Annotated in this window: 14 protein-coding genes and 2 pseudogenes; 10 read left to right on the forward strand and 6 right to left on the reverse strand. The window is 61.2% G+C overall.

Annotated elements, in window-relative coordinates; all coding sequences use genetic code 11:
- The first annotated feature begins 91 nt into the window (after positions 1-91).
- The 6 genes and pseudogenes from RW095_RS03910 (at position 92) to RW095_RS03935 (ending at position 8,570) form a co-directional block, all read left to right on the forward strand.
- A complete protein-coding gene (locus RW095_RS03910; RefSeq protein WP_317016509.1) occupies positions 92-769 on the forward strand; it encodes a response regulator transcription factor in 678 nt (225 codons plus the stop codon).
- Positions 770-923: 154 nt separating this feature from the next.
- The gene (locus tag RW095_RS03915) at positions 924-2,405 is read left to right on the forward strand and encodes an efflux transporter outer membrane subunit (RefSeq protein WP_317016510.1); all 1,482 of its coding nucleotides are present in this window, start codon (positions 924-926) and stop codon (positions 2,403-2,405) included.
- The gene (locus RW095_RS03920; RefSeq protein WP_317016511.1) at positions 2,402-3,613 is read left to right on the forward strand and encodes an efflux RND transporter periplasmic adaptor subunit; all 1,212 of its coding nucleotides are present in this window, start codon (positions 2,402-2,404) and stop codon (positions 3,611-3,613) included. The genes RW095_RS03915 and RW095_RS03920 overlap by 4 nt, the downstream gene beginning before the upstream one ends.
- Positions 3,610-6,723 (forward strand): efflux RND transporter permease subunit, encoded by a 3,114-nt coding sequence (locus RW095_RS03925; RefSeq protein WP_317016513.1) that lies wholly within the window; start codon positions 3,610-3,612, stop codon positions 6,721-6,723. Before RW095_RS03920 ends, RW095_RS03925 begins: the two co-directional genes overlap by 4 nt.
- A gap of 78 nt (positions 6,724-6,801) precedes the next feature.
- A complete protein-coding gene (locus RW095_RS03930; protein WP_317016514.1) occupies positions 6,802-7,836 on the forward strand; it encodes an IS110 family RNA-guided transposase in 1,035 nt (344 codons plus the stop codon).
- A 326-nt stretch (positions 7,837-8,162) separates the two neighbouring features.
- Positions 8,163-8,570 (forward strand): annotated as a pseudogene (locus RW095_RS03935) (DDE-type integrase/transposase/recombinase).
- Between the two features lie 19 nt (positions 8,571-8,589).
- Here the strand turns inward: RW095_RS03935 and RW095_RS03940 are convergent.
- The 5 genes from RW095_RS03940 to RW095_RS03960 form a co-directional block, all read right to left on the reverse strand.
- Positions 8,590-8,781, reverse strand: a complete 192-nt coding sequence (locus RW095_RS03940; RefSeq protein WP_317016516.1) for a hypothetical protein — start codon at positions 8,779-8,781, stop codon at positions 8,590-8,592.
- A 410-nt stretch (positions 8,782-9,191) separates the two neighbouring features.
- Complete coding sequence (locus RW095_RS03945) at positions 9,192-10,604, reverse strand: amidase (RefSeq protein ID WP_317016517.1); 1,413 nt, start codon at positions 10,602-10,604, stop codon at positions 9,192-9,194.
- Entirely contained in the window at positions 10,525-11,451 is a 927-nt protein-coding gene (locus tag RW095_RS03950) for a polysaccharide deacetylase family protein (protein ID WP_317016519.1), read from the reverse strand. Before RW095_RS03950 ends, RW095_RS03945 begins: the two co-directional genes overlap by 80 nt.
- Positions 11,452-11,465: 14 nt before the next feature.
- Positions 11,466-11,960, reverse strand: coding sequence for an ureidoglycolate lyase (locus tag RW095_RS03955; RefSeq protein WP_317016520.1), 495 nt, complete (start codon positions 11,958-11,960; stop codon positions 11,466-11,468).
- A 1-nt stretch (position 11,961) separates the two neighbouring features.
- Complete coding sequence (locus RW095_RS03960; protein WP_317016522.1) at positions 11,962-13,293, reverse strand: MFS transporter; 1,332 nt, start codon at positions 13,291-13,293, stop codon at positions 11,962-11,964.
- Positions 13,294-13,430: 137 nt separating this feature from the next.
- Here RW095_RS03960 and RW095_RS03965 point away from each other — a divergent pair, with 137 nt between their 5' ends.
- On the forward strand, positions 13,431-14,330 hold the full coding sequence (locus RW095_RS03965) for a LysR family transcriptional regulator (protein WP_317016523.1): 900 nt from the start codon (positions 13,431-13,433) through the stop codon (positions 14,328-14,330).
- Positions 14,331-14,396: 66 nt separating this feature from the next.
- Here the strand turns inward: RW095_RS03965 and RW095_RS03970 are convergent.
- A pseudogene (locus RW095_RS03970) lies at positions 14,397-14,600 on the reverse strand (YncE family protein); the annotation flags it as partial.
- A 1,071-nt stretch (positions 14,601-15,671) separates the two neighbouring features.
- On the opposite strand from RW095_RS03970, the gene RW095_RS03975 reads away from it, so the two are divergent.
- From RW095_RS03975 to RW095_RS03985, 3 genes are all read left to right on the forward strand, one after another.
- On the forward strand, positions 15,672-16,700 hold the full coding sequence (locus tag RW095_RS03975) for an alpha/beta fold hydrolase (protein WP_317016524.1): 1,029 nt from the start codon (positions 15,672-15,674) through the stop codon (positions 16,698-16,700).
- Positions 16,701-16,782: 82 nt separating this feature from the next.
- Positions 16,783-18,252, forward strand: coding sequence for an amidase (locus tag RW095_RS03980; protein ID WP_317016526.1), 1,470 nt, complete (start codon positions 16,783-16,785; stop codon positions 18,250-18,252).
- A 66-nt stretch (positions 18,253-18,318) separates the two neighbouring features.
- Positions 18,319-19,635 carry a cytosine permease gene (locus tag RW095_RS03985; RefSeq protein WP_317016528.1) on the forward strand — a complete coding sequence of 439 codons (1,317 nt, stop codon included), beginning with the start codon at positions 18,319-18,321 and terminating at the stop codon, positions 19,633-19,635.
- Positions 19,636-19,638 lie beyond the last annotated feature (3 nt).

The raw sequence follows: 19,638 nt of genomic DNA on the forward strand, positions 1-19,638 counted from the left end.
AATGTCCCGAAGTATGCCGTGCGAAGTTGCACAGGCATTTCGCGCCAACATTAAATAATTTTAATGTTGGCCTCATCAACCTGTTTAGCGTATGCGAATTCTGCTGGTCGAAGACGATATGCGCGCCAGCCAGTTTCTGGCGCGTGGCCTGAGCGAAAGCGGTCTCATTGTCGACACCGTCGCCGATGGTGCGACCGGGGTCGCCTACGCGCGCGAGGGCATTTACGACGTGATTGTGACCGACCGGCTCCTGCCGGCGCTCGACGGCATCGCTCTCGTGCGGCAATTGCGCGCCGGCGGGGACACCACACCGGTACTGATGCTGTCCGCGGTTGGCGGGCTGAACGAACGCGTGGAGGGCATCCGCGCCGGTTGCGACGATTACCTCATGAAGCCGTATGCCTTCGTCGAAGTGCTGGCGAGAATCGAGGCGCTCGCGCGGCGCGCAGATCGCAGCCGGATGAGCGAGCGGCTCGAATGCGCGGATCTGGTGCTCCATACCCGGGCGCGAACCGCAACGCGTGGCGGCCGTGATTTGCGCCTGCAGCATCGCGAGTTTCTGTTGCTCGAATGCCTTGCGCGTCGCGAAGGCCAGGTCGTGACGCGCAGCATGCTGCTCGAGGCGGCATGGAATTACGATTTCGAACCGCGCGGCAATATCATCGATATGCACATGCATCGGCTGCGGGCGAAAGTGGACTGCGATTTTCCGGTGGCGCTGATTCATACCGTGGTGGGGGCGGGTTATGTGCTGAACCCGACACCTTAGCAGGCGCTTTGCCGAGACATGGACGACGGCCTCGTGGACGCGCGCTGCGACGGCGCTTTGCGGCGCATTAAAATTTTTTCATTATTGGGCGAAAGCGCCGACAGGACCCGCTGACTAATCTGGCGATCTTCCCATGTTGCCGGAGCGTTCTCCAATGTCAGGGCTGTCCCACCCGGCGCCGTTCGCGCGTGTCGCCAGTCCTCGGGCGCATTATCCGACGATGCGCGCTGCCGTGTGCGCCGCGCTGTCCGCGCTTGGCGTCGCGATGCTGGCCGGCTGCTCGCTCGTGCCGGCCTATCAACGGCCGAGTGCGCCGCTTGCGGCAGGCTTCGACGGCGCGGCGGGCGCGTCGCTCGCCGATACGGTCCCCGTCAGGAGCGGCTGGTGGCGCGAATATCACGACCCCGCGCTGGATGCGCTGGTCGATCGCAGTCTGCGCAACAACTTTACGCTGGCGTCGGCGATTGCGAGCGTCGAACAGGCGCGCGGCAACGCCGAGAAAGCCGGCGCGCCGCAGTATCCGACGCTGTTGCTAGGCGCGACCTTCGACCGCAGTCACCAGGGGCGTGGTTCGACCACCAAGACCCAGAGCCTGTTCGCCGAAGCCAGTTACGAGGTCGACTTCTGGGGCTTCAACGCCGCCAACGCCAGCGCGGCCGGCCTGCTCGCGCGCGCGTCCGAGTTCGATCGCGATACGGTGGCGTTGACGCTAACCGCATCGGTCGCGGACACGTATTTCCAGGTGCAGAGCCTGCGCCGCCGTCTGGCGATCGCACGGTTGATTTCCGACGATGCCGCGCACATTCTGCAATTGTTGCTCGCGCAGCAGGAGGCGGGCGTCGCCACCGAGCTGCAGGTCCAGCAGCAGCGCAATGCGCTCGCCACCTTCCAGGCGGCGGTGCCGGCGTTGCAGCAACAGCTGGACACCAACATCCATGCGCTCGCCGTGCTGGTGGGCGCCGCGCCCGAGCAGTTCACGGTCAACGACACCGCGCTCGCCGGCATCGCCATTCCGCAACCGGGTCCGAATCTGCCGGCCAGCCTGCTGGAAACGCGCCCCGATATCCGCTCGAAGGAAGCACAGCTGCAGTCGGCCAATGAGAGCGTTGGCGCGGCGCGCGCGGCCTTCCTGCCGAACATCGTGCTGACCGCCGACGGCGGGCTCAGCAGCAAGTCGCTTTCGCATTTCCTGTCGAGTCCGTTTGCCAGCCTCGCCACGTCGCTGGCCGCGCCGCTGTTCGACGGCGGCGCGCTGCGTGGTCAGTTGCACGCAAGCCAGGCCGCCGAAGCAAAAGGTGTCGCCGATTACCGACAGGCCGTCGTGACTGCGCTGCAGGACGTCGAGGATTCGCTCTCGGCGGCGCAACAGCAGCAACTCGCGGAAGCCGCCGACCAGACTGCCGCCGACGCCGCCCGCAAAGCGGCCACGCTCGCGCAAGTCCAATACAAGCTTGGCACCGTCGACTTTCTGACCGTACTCGACGCCCAACGCACGCTCTATCAGGCCGAAGACACGCTGGTGCAGGCGCGGCTCGCGCGCCTGCAAGCTTCGGTGAGCCTGTTTCGCGCGTTCGGCGGCGGCTTCGGCGTGACCGATAGCGGCACCGCTTCCACTTCTTCGCCTTCCCGCTCATGAAACCTGCCGACCTTCCGAACCATGAGGCGCCCGGCGCGCGCCGTCGCGCGCCGCTCGTGGTGGCGTTTGTTCTTCTTGTCGTGATTCTTGTCGCGTGGCTATGGCCACGGCATCCAGCCGTGAAGCCGGCGGCGGCGGTGCCGGTCAACGCCGGCCATCCAGTGAGCAGCGACTTTCCAATTCGCGTGGCCGCAGTGGGTACGGTGCAGGCGCTCAATACCGTGGACGTCAAGGTGCGTGTGGATGGCCAGTTACAGCGCGTGGCCTTCACGGAAGGGCAGGATGTGAAGGCAGGCCAGTTGCTCGCCCAACTCGACCAGGGCCCGCTCACCGCCCAATTGCATCAAGCGGAAGCGGCGCAACGCAAGGACCAGGCCTCGCTTGATAACGCGAGGCTCGATCTCGCGCGTTACTCGAAACTGGTCGGCATTGGCGCGGCGACCACCCAGGCCGTGGATACCGCGAAGGCGCAGGTCGAAGCGCTCGCCGCCACTGTCGCGGCAGACGCAGCGCTGGTGCAGAGCGATCGCCTGCAACGGAGCTTCACCACGCTCTTCGCACCATTCACCGGCCGTGTGGGCGCGCGCGAGGCCGACATCGGCGCGATCGTGCATCCTACCGACGCGACCGGCATCGTCACCGTCACGCAGATGGAGCCGATCACCGTGCTGTTCTCCGTGCCGCAAGACGTGCTGCCCGATTTGCTCACGAATCAGGCGGCTGCGCCTTTGGCGGTGAACGTCACCACGCGTTCCGGCAGTACAGCGCTCGCCGACGGCACGCTCGTGTTCATCGATAGTACGGTCGATCCCACCACCGGTCAGATCAAACTCAAGGCCTCGTTCACGAACAGGGACCGCAAGCTGTGGCCGGGCGAGCTTGTGAATGCATGCGTGCTGTTGCGCACGGATACGCAACGGCTCGCCGTGCCGAGCCGCGCGGTGGTGAACACGCAGAATGGCACGCAGCTTTACGTGATCGACGCGAATGGCGCGGCGCAGATGCGGGCGGTGCAAACCGGCGTGACGGTCGACGGTATGACGGAAATTCGCAGCGGCGTCGCGTCCGCAGACCTCGTTGTGTTCGATGGACAAAGCCGCTTGAACCCGGGCCTGCGCGTGGCGGCGACCACGGTGCCGACGGTCGCCCAGGCACCGGCCAACGCAAACTCGGCGGGCAGTCAGGCTAACCAGGACAATCCGTTATGAGCCTGATGGAACTGTTCATCAAGCGGCGCATTGCGACCAGTTTTCTTGCCATCGCGGTGCTGCTGGCGGGCGCGGTCGCGTATTCCATGCTGCCGGTCGCGCCCTTGCCGCAAGTCGATTTCCCTACCATCCAGGTCGTGGCGAAGTTGCCGGGTGCGAGTGCCGAGACCATGGCGACATCGGTAGCGACGCCACTGGAGCGACAACTCTCGTTAATTGCGGGCATCACGCAGATGACGTCGTCGAGTTCGCTGGGGACCACCAACATCGCCGTGCAGTTCGATCTGTCACGCGATATCAATGGCGCGGCGCAGGATGTGCAGACGGCGATCAACGCGGCCGGCGGCACTCTGCCGAAGAATCTGCCAAACCCGCCGACCTATGAAAAGGTCAATCCGGCCGACTTCACGTTGCTGTCACTTGCGCTGACGTCACCGTCGCTCACGCTCACGCAACTCGACAGCTACGCTGAGGACTATCTGGCGCAGCAGATCTCACAGTTGCCCGGCGTGGGTCTCGTCGATTTCCACGGCCAGCAGCGGCCTGCCGTGCGTATCCAACTCGATCCGGACAAACTCACCGCGCGCGGCCTCACGCTGGAGGACGTGCGCTCGATCGTCGGCGTGCAGACGGTGAATGCGCCGAAGGGCAGCCTAAACGGCCCGGATCGTTCGGTGATTTTCAACGCGACCGACCAGATCACGACTGCCTCTGCGTATCGCGATCTGGTGGTCGCGTACAAGAACGGCGCGCCGATTCGCGTATCCGATCTCGGTATCGTTCTGAACGCTGCCGAAGACAACCAGCAGGCCGCATGGCTTCAACACGAACGCGCGATCATCCTGGATATTCACAAGCAGCCTGGCTATAACGTCGTGCAGACGATTTCCAACATCAAGGCGAAGCTGCCTGCGCTGGAAGCGACGCTGCCCGCCGCCGCGCATCTGCATGTCGTGGGCGATCGTACGCAAACCATCAATGCGTCGGTGCACGACGTGCAGTTCACGCTGATGCTGACGGTCGCGCTAGTCGTCATGGTCATCTTCTCGTTTCTGCGCAACGTGTGGGCGACGATCATTCCGAGCCTGACGATTCCGTTGTCGCTGGTCGCTACGTTCGGCGTGATGTATCTGCTCGGCTATATCCTCGACAATCTGTCGCTAATGGGGTTGACCATCGCGGTGGGCTTCGTGGTGGACGATGCGATTGTCGTGATCGAAAACGTAATGCGGCATGTCGAAGAAGGCGTGCCGCGCATGAAAGCCGCGCTGCTCGGCGCGATGGAAGTGCGCTTCACCATTATCTCGATGACCATCTCGTTGATCGCGGTGTTCATTCCGATCCTCTTGATGGGTGGCATCGTCGGCCGCCTGTTCCGCGAGTTCGCGGTGACGGTGAGCGCGGCGATCCTGATGTCGGCGCTGGTCTCGCTGACCGTCACGCCGATGCTATGCGGCTGGCTAATCCGACTGCCTGAGCCGGATGACACAGGGCGCATGCGCAAGCTTGAGGCCTGGCTCGAAAGACGCTTTGTCGCGGTGGAGCGGCGTTACGAGCGTGGTCTCGATTGGGTGTTGAATTGGCCGAAACTGATGCTTGGCGTGACGATTGCGACGATCGTCGCGACGATCGTGCTGTTCGTTGTGATCCCGAAGGGCTTCTTCCCCCAGGAAGACTCCGGGTTGATCATGGGTGTCGCGCAGGCCGCGCCGGATATTTCCCCGCGAGCGATGTCTTTGAAAATGCAGCAACTGGGCAATATCATAGAAGCCGATCCAGCCGTCGATAACGTCTACTACTGGATGGGTGCGAATCCGACCGTGAGCCAGGGCCGTGTGATGATCAACCTGAAGGCGTTCGGTCAGCGCAAGGACAGCGCCGTGCAGGTGCTCAATCGCCTGAAGCCGCAGTTGGCGAAGGTGATGGGCATTTCATTGTCGATGCAGGTCCGCCAGGATATTCAGGTAGGTGGCCGCATCAGCGCCGCGCAGTATCAGTACACGCTGCAAGACCCGGATATCAACGAACTGAATCATTGGGCGGGTGTGCTGACCGACAAGCTGTCGAAATTGCCGCAACTGGCGGACGTCACCTCCGACCAGCAGGCGGCCGCTACCAGCGCGACGCTCGTGATCGACCGCAGTACGGCCTCGCGCTTCGGCATTACCGCGCAAGCCATCGACGACACGCTCTACGACGCGTTCGGCCAGCGGCAGATCGCAACACTGTTCACGCAGTTGAATCAGTACCACGTCGTCGAGGAAGTCGATCCGGGCTTCCAGTTGACTACCGACGCGCTCGCGCACCTCTACGTGCGTTCGCCGCTGACCAATGAACTGGTGCCGCTCAATACGCTCGCAAAGATCGAAAACAACGTGTCGCCGATTTCGGTGAATCACCAGGGGTTGTTCCCGGCTGTGACGGTCTCGTTCAACCTGGCCCCGGGGCAATCGCTCGGCAATGCCGTGACGGCGATTCACCGGGCCGAAACCGCGGCAGGCAAACCCGACAGCTTGACAGGGTCGTTCCAGGGCACAGCGCAGGCGTTTCAGGCCTCGCTTTCGAGCGAACCGTATCTGATCGCGGCGGCGCTCGTCGTGGTGTATCTGATTCTCGGCATCCTGTACGAAAGCGCGATTCATCCGTTCACCATCATTTCGACGCTGCCCTCGGCGGGGGTGGGGGCATTGCTTGCGTTGATGCTGTGCGGCCAGGATCTCTCGATCATGGGGATGATCGGCATCATCCTGCTGATCGGTATCGTGAAGAAAAACGCGATCATGATGATCGACTTCGCGCTCGTGGCCGAGCGTGAGCAAGGCTTGTCGCCGCGTGAAGCGATCCGTCAGGCGTGCGTGCTGCGCTTCCGGCCGATCATGATGACGACGCTCGCCGCGCTGTTTGGCGCACTGCCGCTCGCGCTCGGTCATGGCGCGGGCGCGGAACTGCGTGTCCCGCTGGGCATCGCGATTGTCGGCGGCCTGATTCTTTCGCAAATGCTGACCCTCTTCACGACGCCGGTGGTGCACCTGTGGTTCGACCGTCTGTCGCATTGGCTGGCGAAACGGCGCGCGAAAGGCAGCATGCTCGAGCGTGAACCGGTAGGTTGAGCGGTTCTACTGAGATGGACCCGACGCCTCCCTTCGGGAGACACTGACGGACGTCAACTTGACGTGTGGAGGTTCATCATGGAAATCGACATTCTCGGTATCGATCTCGCGAAAGAGGTCTTCCAGCTTCACGGGGCCGATCGCCGCGGACGGGCCGTACATCGGGCAAAGGTTTCGCGTGGCTCGCTGGCTGAATGCGTGCGTACGCTCAAGCCGAGACTGGTCGTCATGGAAGCCTGCAGCACTGCTCACCACTGGGCACGGCGCTTCCAGTCAATGGGAACAGAAGTCCGGCTGATCAGCCCCCAGTACGTCACACCGTTCGTCAAGACCAACAAGAACGATCGCAACGATGCCGAGGCGATCGTCGAGGCCGCCAGCCGGCCCACCATGCGCTTCGTGCCGGTTAAATCCGTCGAGCAGCAGGACATCCAGGCGGCGCATCGCATGCGTGCCATCCTGCTGCGCCACCGTACCGCGCTGATCAACCAGATGCGCGGCCTTCTTGGCGAACGCGGTCTTGCGATCTCGCGGTCACCGGAAGCATTCAAGCGTGCGGTCCCGGAACTGCTGCGTAACAGCGCCGACGAGCTCACCCCGTTTTGCCAAACACTGCTGACCGAACTCCTTGAGCACCTGCGCGCGGTCGAAGAACGCATCCACTTCATCGAGGTATCTATCCAATCGTTCATGAAGCGATCGGCGCTCTGCCGCAAGATCGCCCAGATACCCGGCATCGGCCCGATTTCAGCGACGGCCATCGTCGCAGCAGTCGGCGACGCCAGACAGTTCCGCAATGGTCGGCATCTGGCTGCCTGGCTGGGCCTCGTGCCGCGGCAGTATTCTTCCGGAGGCAAGTCGCGGCTGTGTCACATTAGCCGGCGCGGTGACACCTACCTGCGCACATTGCTCATTCACGGCGCGCGAGCGGTGCTGCGGTTCGTGAAGTCCAAAACCGACATGCACAGCGTGTGGCTGCAGCAGCTCATAGCACGACGAGGATATAACTGCACAGCGGTCGCGCTGGCCAATCATAACGCGCGAGTTATCCAGGTACTACTCAGCAGCGATGCCAGCTACGTTTCCCGAGGTATTGCCAGCATAGCTGACTAACTCCAGATTTACATGCGCCGTCACTCACCCTGGTTTGCGAAGCTTCTGCGAAACGATGACGAAACTGGTTGAACCAGCACTCCGAAACCTGTTTATTGCGACGGCTGTCGCTCGCGGCAAGCCGCGGTTCTGTTAAGGACGGGGTGCGCGGATCTCATCAAGGCTGCGGGCATGCTTCGGCAATCGCCCACCGGCAAGCCGGATACATGTGTGCAGACCGTTTTGACATCGTGAACAGGAAGCTTGCAAAAGGCGTCGGGTCCATACATGTTGCAATAAGGCGATCCGCTATGATGTGCGGAACAACATGAACGGCTGAAAGCTTGATGACGACGTTGAATCCGCCGGTGGCCCGCGTGCTCAAGCGCCTGCATTACCCGCTCGACGTAATCCTGATGTGCGTGCGCTGGTACGTGGCCTATCCGCTGAGCCTGCGTCACATTGAAGAGATGGTCGCTGAGCGTGGCATTTGCGTTGATCATTCGACCGTGCATCGCTGGGCGCTCAAGCTGTTGCCGGTGCTTGCCAGTCCAAATATCTCAACAATCTTGTCGAGCAGGACCATCGCGCGATCAAGCGACGCACCCGACCATGCAGGATTCAAAACGTTTCGCTGTGCCCGGATCCTTCTGGCCGGCATTGAGATTATGCACATGATCGCCAAAGGACAGATGAAATGTGCTCGTGGAACCCATCCGTCCGCCGCTGATCAATTCTACGAACTGGCAACATAAGCAGTACTTTGCATATCGATCAACTTTCCTTTGCGAGCCTTACTGCGACAAAACCCCGGTTCACGACCTCACCGGTTTCGGGATCAACCCAGTGAACCTGCATTACGCTTTTTGCGATGTTCACACCCGCGATCGTATGTGTCATGACAGGCCCCACAAATTCGAATGAGTAGATCAGGATGATCAACCATTTCTCAAATTCGTTTGCCATCGCGGCGCAACCGTCGGTTGCTCACATCGGATCTATCCCGCGGGTGGGGGCGTTCATATTATTCAAATACGGGCAAGCTATCCTTTTGGAACCATCCTACTTCGCGTAGCGAAACCGGACTTGCGTCCTGCGCCAGTTTCGTCGACTTGGATATCCCGCTGCGCGTCCCAGACTGAAAGGGAGCCGCGCGGGAGCCGCCCCTGAAGCAAAGCGGACGAGAAATCGTTCATTGGGGCGCGGTAGCGGGGCCACGGAAACGCCTGTGTGAAAAGCGCAGGCGTTTTCTTTTGCGGCCCCGATGACGACCACAGACTCGCCGTTTTTCGCTTTACATAGAAAGCATGTTTGCTACCGATATGAGCCCCGGTAGTTCGTCATATGTACGCGCTTTCCGCGATCTGGACGAACTCCTACGGCTCGGCGCGGCTTCGCCGATCGACAAACTTGTGCAGAGCGAGTGCCCAGCCAATTAACTCCCTGTCCGTCCCCGGCTTCCCGACCAGTTGCACACCGAGCGGCAGGCCATCCTCGCTCAACGCGGTGGGCAAATGGATACACGGCCAGCCCAGCAGGGACCACGCTTTATTGAAGGCCGCGGTTCCGGTCGATTCAAGCCCTCTGGGAGCCGGACCCAAAGCGCTCGACGTCAGGACGACGTCCGCATCGCCGAAGTAATCCGCCCAACGCAAACGCTGCGTGTGTTGCCAAGCCTTCATCTCGCGATAAGTCTGCGCCGGCATCGCCAGTCCCTGGTCGATAGCCTCACGCAACGGCCGGCTCAGTTGCGCTGCGTGCTCCGAGGCCACCGGTAAGAGGCTGCGCGCCAATTCGTAACGCATGATCACCGAATGCGCTTCGAGAAATCTGGCTGGGTCGGTTAATTCAGGGACCGGTTCGATCGTCGACAGATCGCGAAGGGCAATCCTCGCATCTTCCAGAGCAGCCTGTGCAGCGTGTTCCAGCACATGGCCGGGATTGCTGGGCAAAAACCCGATCTTTGCCGTCCGCATATGTTCAGTTGAGTACAGCGGAGGTGGTGCATCTGGGAGCATGACTTCCGCGACCCGCGCCACGTCAGCCACATCGGCGCAGTACCAGCCGATCACATCCAGCGACTCGCACATGATCTTCATACCGTCGCGACCGAGCGCCCCGAAACTCGGTTTGAAGCCGACGACACCGCAAAACGCCGCCGGCCGAATCATCGATCCGCCAGTTTGCGTGCCCAATGCCATTGGCACCATGCCGGCGGCTACGGCAGCGGCGGAGCCGCTCGATGAGCCTCCCGGCGTATGTTGGCGGTTTGCCGGATTGCGCGTGGGTCCCGGCGTCATATAAGCGAATTCGGCCGTCACCGTCTTGCCGACCGGTACCGCTCCGGCTCGCCGTAGCAAGGCGACGCAGGATGCATCGAATTGGGACGGCGAGGTGTTGCAGGCCTCGGAACCGCATCGGGTCGGCATGCCGGCCACGTCGATGATGTCCTTCACACCGAATGGAACACCCGCCAGCGGACCGGATGCGGTCCGCGCGGACTCGCCAGTGAGGTCGCCCGCGGACGCGAGGTGCGACCATGCGTACAACTCTGGTTCCCGCCGTGCAATGACGGTAAGCGCATGGCGCACTGCATCGAGTGGATCGTCGCCCCCCGTTTGCACTCGGCGGGAAATCTCGACGACGGAATAGGAGTCCGATGCTGTTTTCATTCCGGGATCGCCAATAGTTCGCCGCGTTGCACTTTCGTCAACTCCGCCCTGCCGCGCTGAAAGGATGTTCCTGCAACCAGTGATTCGCGATATCGATGCGCCGACACATCCACACATCCTCCCGGCGCGCGAGGCTGTCGAGCAAACGCTCGAGTCCAGCAGCACGGCCCGGATGACCGATCAAACGCATGTGCAGCCCGATAGACATCATCTTCGGCGCTTGAGCGCCTTCACGACACAGCATCTCGACCGCGTCGTTGACGAACGTGTAAAAGTCGTCTCCGGTTGCCATCGCGCCGCGCGCGAATTTGACGTCGTTATTTGTCAGGCTATACGGAATCACCAGATGCGGCTGCTGTTGCACCGTCGTCCAGTACGGGAGCTCGTCGTTATACGCGTCGGAATCGTAGACGAATCCGCCATGCTCAACCAGCAACTTACGAGTATGAACGGTCGGCGCATAACGGCAATACCAACCCGCTGGGGGCCGTCCCGTGGTGCGAGTAATAGACTCGTAGGCACGCCTGATTTCCTGCGCTTCCTGCTCTTCAGTGAGATTTTGCGCCCTCACCCAGCGTCGACCATGACTGCACACATCAATGTCGCCATCGCGGATTACCTGCGCGAATTCCTGATTGCGCTCCAGCGCCTGCGCGCAGGCGAACGCGGTGGCGGGCAAGCTGCGCTCCTCAAGCAGGCGCAGCACGCGCCAGATACCCACCCGGCTGCCATACTCGAACATCGACTCGGCCGCGAGATCGCGGCCTTCGAAACCGCCCGCCCCTCCTTCAGCCAAGCCACTTTCAGAGTCACCGTCGCCATCAGGGAAGGAGGCTTCCGCGCCTTCCTCATAGTTGATGACTATATTGACTGCGAGTCGGGCGTCGTTGGGCCACCGGGGGTTGGGCGGCCGGCGTCCATAGCCCGTGAAGTTCCGTTCCAGGTGATCGTATTTGCCGTCCATTGCGTGCTCCTGCTCTACAGCGCGACCATAACAGGCTCGGCCAGCATCGCTACGACGGTGTCATCGCTGCGGCCGCTGTCCGCCATGATCACCGCTACCTCATTGACGTCGTCGAGCGACGTAAACGCGAAGTGCCAGACCGAGCGTCGATAGCACACTCCCTGGCCGCCGTCACTGGTAAAAGCGGAGAGCGTGGCGAGGTCGGGAAGGCCGTCTTCGCCGGGTAGTGCAACCGCGATCAGGTATGGAACCTCGCGCATCGGAATGAAGGTCTGATGCGAGTGCGGATGGCACTCCATGGTATCGATTGTGATTGACCGAGTGCGGCTCGGCTGCAAGCGGTTAATCCACAAACGCGGCGTAGTACCAGCGTCGAGTCCGGCAAACGGCATCGAAAAATCGCGCCGTCGCTGTTCAGTCTTGTTCTCGAGAACTTCGCCATATACCTCGAACGCATTCGCGCTTAATGGCTTTACATTGATGTACGGTGCTGCGCCTGCCGTCGTCATATCAAACTGCCTTCCCTAAAGCACGTCGCGATGCAGTGAACATCGGTGTGCGACTAAAGAGTACCGTTAGCACGGTTCCCAAGATTAAAAACCCCGCAAAAATCCACGCCGGTAGAGCGAATCCACCACTGACCTGACGACTCCACCCCAGCAGACTGGGCGCGATCACACCAGACAGGTTAGCCAATGAATTAATGACACCAATTGCCACGGCTGCCGCTGTACCGGTCATCAATTCGGAAGGCAGTGTCCATAGCAGCGCGTTGGAACCGTAAACGCCCATCGCCGCCAAGCACAGAGCGATCATGGCGGCCCAGTGCACGGGCAACATGAACGCAAGAGCAATGAAACCGAGCGCACCGAACAGCGTCGCCGTGGCCAGATGCGCGACGCGTTCGCGATGGATATCGGAATGGCGCGCCCATGACACCATTGCAATCACGCCAGAAAGATACGGTACGGCGCTCAGAAAACCAACTGCCGTATTGCTGTAGCCAAAACTCTTGATGATCTGCGGCAGGAAGAACGCGATGCCGGTCGTGCCAAATACGATGCAAAACAGCGTGCCGGCAAGCAGCAGGACAGCGCGGTTCGCGAACGCCGCTGACAATGGGTAGCGCGCCTCCGACTCGAGCGCGCGACGCTCGCTCTCGAGCATGCGTTCCAACCTGTCCTTGTCGTCCGGGCTCAGCCACGTCACGTCCGCAGGGTGATCGGCCAGCCACCATAGACAACCGATGCCGAGTACTACCGCGGGGATGGCTTCCAGTAGAAACATCCATTGCCAGCCGCGCAGGCCAGACACGCCGTTCATGCCGTCGAGGATCAGTCCGGAAATCGGACCACCGATCAGGCCCGACAGTGGGATTGCAACGATGAAAATGCCTGTGACCCGTCCCCGGTAACTCGCGGTGAACCATCGGCTCAGGTAAACCACAATGCCCGGAAAGAAACCTGCTTCTGCCATGCCAAGCAGGAAGCGCAGTACATAGAAGCTTTTCTCGCCCGATACGAACATCATGGCGCCGGACACCAGCCCCCAGGTCACCAGGATGCGTGCGATCCATCTTCTTGGGCCGACCTTCGACAGTGCGAAGTTGCTTGGCACTTCGAACAGAAAATAGCTGACGAAAAAAGCACTCGCCCCGATTCCGTAAGCAACGCTCGACAGCCCGACGTCCGCGTTCATCTGCAGCGACGCGAAGGCGATATTGACCCGGTCGACGAACGCGACGAAGTAAAGCAGCATCAGGAAAGGCAGGATTCTCCACGCCACCTTTGTCATGACCGCTTGTTCGACACCTGAAACGTTGGCGCTTGCGACTGTATTCATCGGGGTGTCCCGTTCTGAGGGGTTTTGCCGGCTCGGCGCGCATCCGGTCTTCGGTATGCGAGAACTGGCATTATCAAAAGCGGCCTTACAATAATCAACTATTGAAAATTATTCACACCGTATAAGAAAAGGTTATTGTGAACACAAGACTGCTGGGTATCTTCAGGACCGTCATGACGTCGCAGACCACGGTCGGTGCTAGCCGCGTGCTCGGAATCTCGCAGCCGGCTGTCAGCACTGCGCTCGGCCAACTTGAATCGGAACTTGGGTTCTCCCTCTTCAATCGTGTGGGGAACCGGCTGGTCCCGCGCGAGGAGGCGAAGCTGCTGTTCAGCGCGTCAGAAGCCATGTTCATGTATTCCGAGGCTCTCGACCAGACCGTCGAGGACATCAAGGAGAACCGCCTCGGACATGTGCGCGTGAGCGCCACGCCGCAGCTCGGTCACTCGATACTTCCGCAGGCAATTCAGCGTTTCATAATCGGCAAACCTGACGTGAAGGTGTTTTGCGACGTCGTCGATTCATTCAAGGTGATCGAAAGCGTCGAAGCGCTGGCGGCCGATTTCGGCCTGGCGATGGCGCTCGAACCCGAGCTTGACCAGTCGCTGAAGATGGTGAAAATCGCGTCGATCGAGATGGTTTGCATCGTGCCCCATGGACATCCGCTTGCACGGCGCAAACGTGTCATGCCGGCCGATCTCGAGCCGTATCCGCTGATCGGACTGTCGAGTCTGGCGCGCGTCAGCACGCTGATTGCCGCGGCATTCCGCGACGCCGGTGTGCCGTACCGCGTGGCTGTCGAGACACGGTATTCGGAAACCGCGTGCAGGCTGGTAGGCGCCGGCGCCGGCGTCGCGGTGGTCGACACGTTGTCGGCCATCGCACATACCGGTCAGCAGCAGATTGTCGCTCTGCCGTTTCGGCCGAAGAGCACGATCGACGCCTGGGCCATTTCCTCGAAAGACCGCCCCCTGACGCGACTCGCGGAAGCGTTACTGGTTGAAACACATGATGCGATGAAGGCTCTCCGGCCATAGAGCCCGTTAAACCCCATATCCCAACCCGATAGTGCTTTTCCTTTTCGCGCTGATGTGAGACCGCCTCATCAGATGGTGCGGTTCCTTGCCGGTCGGCTCTGTGCCGACAACCTTGTGCGTGGCCTCGTCGATCAGTGTCAGTCGCGCTCCAGCAGAATCGAGCACGATCACGTTATCGGCGGCATTCGCGGAATTCGTTATGGCCAACGTACTCCACAGCGACGCGGCGAGCGCTCCATTCCCTGTAATGGAAACGATAGAATATGGCATTCGGATCGTAATCACGCGAAAAAATACTTTGAGGTGAAAATAGAGACATTGGAGTTTGTCGGCCGCGGTCGAGACCGTCACCATCTAACGTTTGTACCGTCGTCGCTGCCAATGACACGAAAGGCGGGGCCGGATGCAGAAATTGCCGGGCAACGAGGCAATCGAAAACGGTACCCCGTAGATCGACGTGCACCCAGCGCAAGTCGGACCCTTTGCGGCTGGTCAGAGTTCCACTTCAGTGTCTTGAGTAACAAAGCGGCTTTCGCAGCTTTCGAGATTCAGCACATGACGCAGCGACGGGGGACTCACCGGTCCAGGACCTCAGCGGATGCGCCTAGCATGACAGGGGGCCCTAACGCAGTCTTTTCAAAGCATCCTCATTCTGACCTGGCCTATGGTCCAGGCTTACAAGCCGCTGGCACCTATCGGTCAGTGCCAGCACGTGCAGCCGGCAAAGACCGATGATCGCCGGGTCTTCCAGTCAGCGATGCCGCCTCGCGGATCGCTCCGACACGGGCGCTGTCCGCCTCGCACTGCGACAGTGGTGCACATGGAAGAATGCCTGGAGGGTCGCCGTGCGGGCCTTCTTGACCGGGCGCAGCGGCGGCCAGGCTCGCCGAGCCATCGATCCATGCTCACGGGGGAGATCGCGAACGCTCCCGAGACATTGAGCTTTTAGCGGTAGCGGCTCATCAGGCGTTAGCGGCGCTCACAGTGCATTTTCATATCGCATGCAAAACCGCGGTGCGCGTTTGCCTGCACGTGGTGCACGACATCGACGGCTTCGTTATCACGAAGCAGATGCACCGCGACCATCTGCGCCAAGCCGGCACTTGCCTTGGTGAATGATTAACCAGCGTTTCGCGGCAACAGGCACGACATATGCAGTATTGCCTCGCGTTGCCAGCCGGATGCATCCAGCAATCGCCGAAGCACAGCAGCAACTTCTTGATGACTTGCCTGCACGGACAAAGGCGTCCGTGCAGGCCCCGGCCAATGAAGCCCGCCAAACCAGGCCAATCCTGGTTCACGGGCTTTTTTTGTTTACCGTTTCCGCAACCGTCTTAACCTATGACGAAGAAATCAGATACGTTCGAAATTGCCGAGATGGGCGATGTCGTGCTGCAATCCGGCGCAACACTACGCGGCGCCAAGCTTGCCTACAAGACGCATGGCACCCTGAACGCCGCGCGCGACAACGCCGTCGTCTATCCAACCTGGTACGGCGGCCAGCACGCCGACAACGAGTGGTTGATCGGCGCAGGCCTCGCGCTCGATCCCGCACGCTACTTCATCATCGTTCCGGACATGCTCGGCAACGGCTTGTCCAGTTCTCCAAGCAATACCCCGCCGCCCTACAATCAGGGCCGATTTCCGCACGTGACGGCGTATGACAACGTCAAGCTGCAGCATCGGCTGGTCACTGAGACCTTTGGCATCGAGACGCTTGAACTCGTCACCGGCTGGTCGATGGGTGCATTGCAGGCCTACCACTGGGGCTCGATGTATCCAGACATGGTGAAGCGCATGCTGACCTCGTGCGGCTCGGCGCGGTGTTCGCCGCACAACTTCGTTTTCCTCGAAGGCGTCAAGGCGGCGCTCACCGCGGACGCAGAGTGGAAAGAGGGCTTTTACGACAAGCCGCCTGCGCGCGGGCTGCGCGCGATGGGCCGCGTCTATGCCGGTTGGGGTTTTTCGCAGGCGTTTTATCGCGAGAAGCTGGCGATCACGGCGCTTGGATATGCGTCGCTCGAGGACTTTCTCGTGACGTTCTGGGAAGGTGGCTTTCTGGAAAGCGATGCCAACGACCTGCTCGCCATGCTGTGGACCTGGCAACACGGCGACATCAGCGCCAACCCGCTCTACAACGGCGATTTCGACCTCGCGCTTTCGCGCATCACGGCAAAAACCATCGTCATGCCAGGACAAACCGACTTGTACTTTCCGCCCGAAGATAGCCAGTACGAGGTATCGAAGATGCCCAATGCCGAATACCGGCCCATTCCGTCGATCTGGGGCCATCAGGCAGGCGGCGCGGGTCTCAATCCTGTCGACGCCAAATTCGTCAACGCGGCGCTGGTCGACCTGCTGGAACGCTAGGCTCACGATCGCCCGATGGCCCACGGCCAGTGGGTCACTAAAATATTAGTTCTACCAATCAATATTAAAAGGAGATTTCATTTTGACAAACGACGAACTGTCGAACCTGGATGCCGTCCGGATCGCGCATGCGGTCCGGACCCGAGAGCTGTCCGCGATTGACGTGGTCAAGGCCGCGCTTGCGCGTATGGACGCGCTCGAGCCGTTCGTGCATGCATTCTGTACCGCCACGCCGGAACTAGCGCTCGAGCAGGCCAAGGCAGTCGAGCGCATCGTGATGGCTGGGGGCGATCCCGGTCCGCTCGCCGGCGTGCCGTTCGGAATCAAGGACCTCATCTCCGCGGCAGGCATTCGCATGACAGGTGGCGCGGCCGCCTATCAGAACTTTATCGCGGACGAAGACGACGTTGCCGTCGAACGCATGAAGCAGGCCGGCGCGATCGTCATCGGCAAGACCAACGTACCCGAGTTCGGCTATAGCGGCGTCGGCCATAACCCGATTTTCGAAACCACCCGGAATCCCTGGAATCTGGCGATGACCCCCGGAGGATCGAGCGCCGGTTCGGCCGCGGCGGTGGTATCGGGCATGTGTCCGATCGCGCTCGGCAGCGACGGCGGCGGTTCGGTGCGCATCCCGGCCGCTCATAGCGGCATCTTCGGCATGAAGGCGTCAATGGGACGAGTGCCGCTCTATCCGGGCTGCCGCGACGAACTGTATCCGGGATTCTCGGGCTGGGAATCGCTCGAACACATTGGTCCGCTCACGCGCACCGTCGCAGACGCAGCGCTGATGCTGTCCGTCATCTCAGGCCCCGACGAGCGCGACCGGTTGTCCCTTCCCGCCGCCGACTTCGACTGGAAAGAAGCGCCGCATGGCGGCATCCCGGGCTTGCGCGTGGCCTACAGCCCGGATTGGGGCTATGCACCAGTCGACCCCGAAGTGCGCGAGGTTGTTGGCCGGGCTGTCAAGGTCTTCGAACAGGAACTGGGCTGCACAGTCGAGATAGCGCATCCGGGTTTCACCGATCCCTTCGCGGCTTTCTGGGCCCTGGTCGCACAAGAGACCGACCTCGTCGGCATGCGCAAAATCGTCGAGCAGCATGGCGACCGCATGTCCCGGCATCTGGTGGAAATGATCATGCATCCGTGGACCGCCGAGGACTTCACCAACGCCAACCTGAAGCGAAAGGAAGTGACCAACAGGATGTGGCGTTTTATGCGCGACTACGACCTGATCCTGACGCCGACGCTCGCTGTGCCGCCCTTCCCCGTACACATTCAGGGTCCGGAAAAAATCGAAGGCCGCATGGTCTCAACGACCCAGTGGCTCGCCTTCACGTTCCCGCTAAACATGACCGGTCAACCAGCCGCATCCGTACCGGCCGGTTTTACGCGCGACGGCTTGCCGGTTGGCATGCAGATCATAGGTCGCCATCTCGCCGACGCCACCGTACTGCGTGCCGCCGCCGCATTCGAAGCCGCGCAGCCGTGGCGCCATGTCCAGCCTCCCGTCGTCGCCAACCTGATAGCAAATCCGGCCGCAGGAACCTGATCCTCGTCGTCCTGCCGTTTATGTCCGATCCTTGATGTTTCCCGCAGATCCCTTCAGGAGAATTGCATGAATCACTCTGTCACCCCTGGCGCTGCAACCGCCCAACACAACGGCCTTGCCGAAGAGTTCGAACACGAACCGGTTCCACTCGCCAGACGACAATCGTTGAGGTCAGTAGCAGCCGTATGGTTTGGATTCCCGATGGTTCTTACACAGGCAGTGTTCGGCGGCATCATCACGCTGAACCTGGGTTTCATCCATGGCGTGCTCGCCATCCTGATCGGCAACTTCGTGCTGTTCCTCTACGTGGGCGCCCTCAGTCATATCGCGGGTTCCACCGGGCTCAACTTCGGCATGCAGGCCAAGGCGACCTTCGGCACCAAGGGCTATGCCGTCGCAAGCGGCTTTCTCTCAACCGTCGTGGTCGGATGGTACGCGTTCCAGACCGGGCTGACCGGCGCAACCGTGCATACCGCGTTCGGCTGGAACGCGACAGCCGTGATCGTGTTCGCGATGGTGCTCTATACCTTCATCACGTTCCTTGGCATCAAAGCGCTTTCCGTGGTCGGCCTGATCGCGGTGCCCTTCTTTATTATCATGGGTCTGGTGGCCGTGGGATTCGCCGCGGGAGAGCATGACCTTTCCAGCATCATGACGTACACCGGCACCGCAAGGACAATGAGCTTCGGTAGCGCAGTCACGCTTGTCATTGCAACCTTCGCGGACGCCGGCACGATGACGGCGGACTTCACGCGTTGGTCGAAAAATGGACGGGACGGTGTAATCGCTTCGTTCTCTGCCTTCCCCGTGGCCAACTCCATTGCCTTTCTGTTCGGCGCAGTCGTCGTGGCGGCTGGCGCCGCGGTCAACCCGACGCAGAACGGCGGTGACTTCCTGCCGCTCCTGAGCGGTCACGGGCCGGTGGTGTCGGTACTGGCCCTGATATTCGTGTTTGTCAACCTGGGGTCGGTCTGCGCGCACTGCCTCTATAACGGCGCAGTGGGCTACAGCCACCTGTTCGGCAGCCGCATGCGCTTGATGACGCTGGTGCTGGGCCTGGTCGGCGGCCTGGCCGCGGTTGCGGGCGTCTGGAGTCTGTTCCCGTACTGGCTCAGCATGCTCGGCATGTTCGTGCCGCCGATTGGCGCCGTGATGATCATGGACCAGCTGTTCTTCGGCAACGCGGGCCGGCTCGACGATGCGGAACCGTTCCATGGCAAGGCATTCGCAGCATGGGCGCTGGGTTCGATCGCGGCGGTCATCGTGCACGTGTGGGTACCCGAATACGGCGAAGCGCTGGTCGGGCTGGTGGCAAGCGGCGCGACATACGCGGTGCTCGGGCGTGGTCGCACTCAGCGCGCTGCGCTCAATCAATCCGTCTGAGCG

It is taken from the genome of Paraburkholderia kirstenboschensis (genome assembly GCF_032806925.1).
In the GTDB taxonomy this organism is placed as follows: Bacteria; Pseudomonadota; Gammaproteobacteria; order Burkholderiales; family Burkholderiaceae; genus Paraburkholderia; species Paraburkholderia kirstenboschensis.

Excerpts from the sequence above, each read along its gene's own strand:
- RW095_RS03910 (WP_317016509.1), top strand. The coding sequence starts at position 92 with ATGCGAATTCTGCTGGTCGAAGACGATATGCGCGCCAGCCAGTTTCTG.
- RW095_RS03915 (WP_317016510.1), top strand. The coding sequence starts at position 924 with ATGTCAGGGCTGTCCCACCCGGCGCCGTTCGCGCGTGTCGCCAGTCCT.
- RW095_RS03920 (WP_317016511.1), top strand. The coding sequence starts at position 2,402 with ATGAAACCTGCCGACCTTCCGAACCATGAGGCGCCCGGCGCGCGCCGT.
- RW095_RS03925 (WP_317016513.1), top strand. The coding sequence starts at position 3,610 with ATGAGCCTGATGGAACTGTTCATCAAGCGGCGCATTGCGACCAGTTTT.
- RW095_RS03930 (WP_317016514.1), top strand. The coding sequence starts at position 6,802 with ATGGAAATCGACATTCTCGGTATCGATCTCGCGAAAGAGGTCTTCCAG.
- RW095_RS03940 (WP_317016516.1), bottom strand. The coding sequence starts at position 8,781 with ATGGCAAACGAATTTGAGAAATGGTTGATCATCCTGATCTACTCATTC.
- RW095_RS03945 (WP_317016517.1), bottom strand. The coding sequence starts at position 10,604 with ATGTGTGGATGTGTCGGCGCATCGATATCGCGAATCACTGGTTGCAGG.
- RW095_RS03950 (WP_317016519.1), bottom strand. The coding sequence starts at position 11,451 with ATGGACGGCAAATACGATCACCTGGAACGGAACTTCACGGGCTATGGA.
- RW095_RS03955 (WP_317016520.1), bottom strand. The coding sequence starts at position 11,960 with ATGACGACGGCAGGCGCAGCACCGTACATCAATGTAAAGCCATTAAGC.
- RW095_RS03960 (WP_317016522.1), bottom strand. The coding sequence starts at position 13,293 with ATGAATACAGTCGCAAGCGCCAACGTTTCAGGTGTCGAACAAGCGGTC.
- RW095_RS03975 (WP_317016524.1), top strand. The coding sequence starts at position 15,672 with ATGACGAAGAAATCAGATACGTTCGAAATTGCCGAGATGGGCGATGTC.
- RW095_RS03985 (WP_317016528.1), top strand. The coding sequence starts at position 18,319 with ATGAATCACTCTGTCACCCCTGGCGCTGCAACCGCCCAACACAACGGC.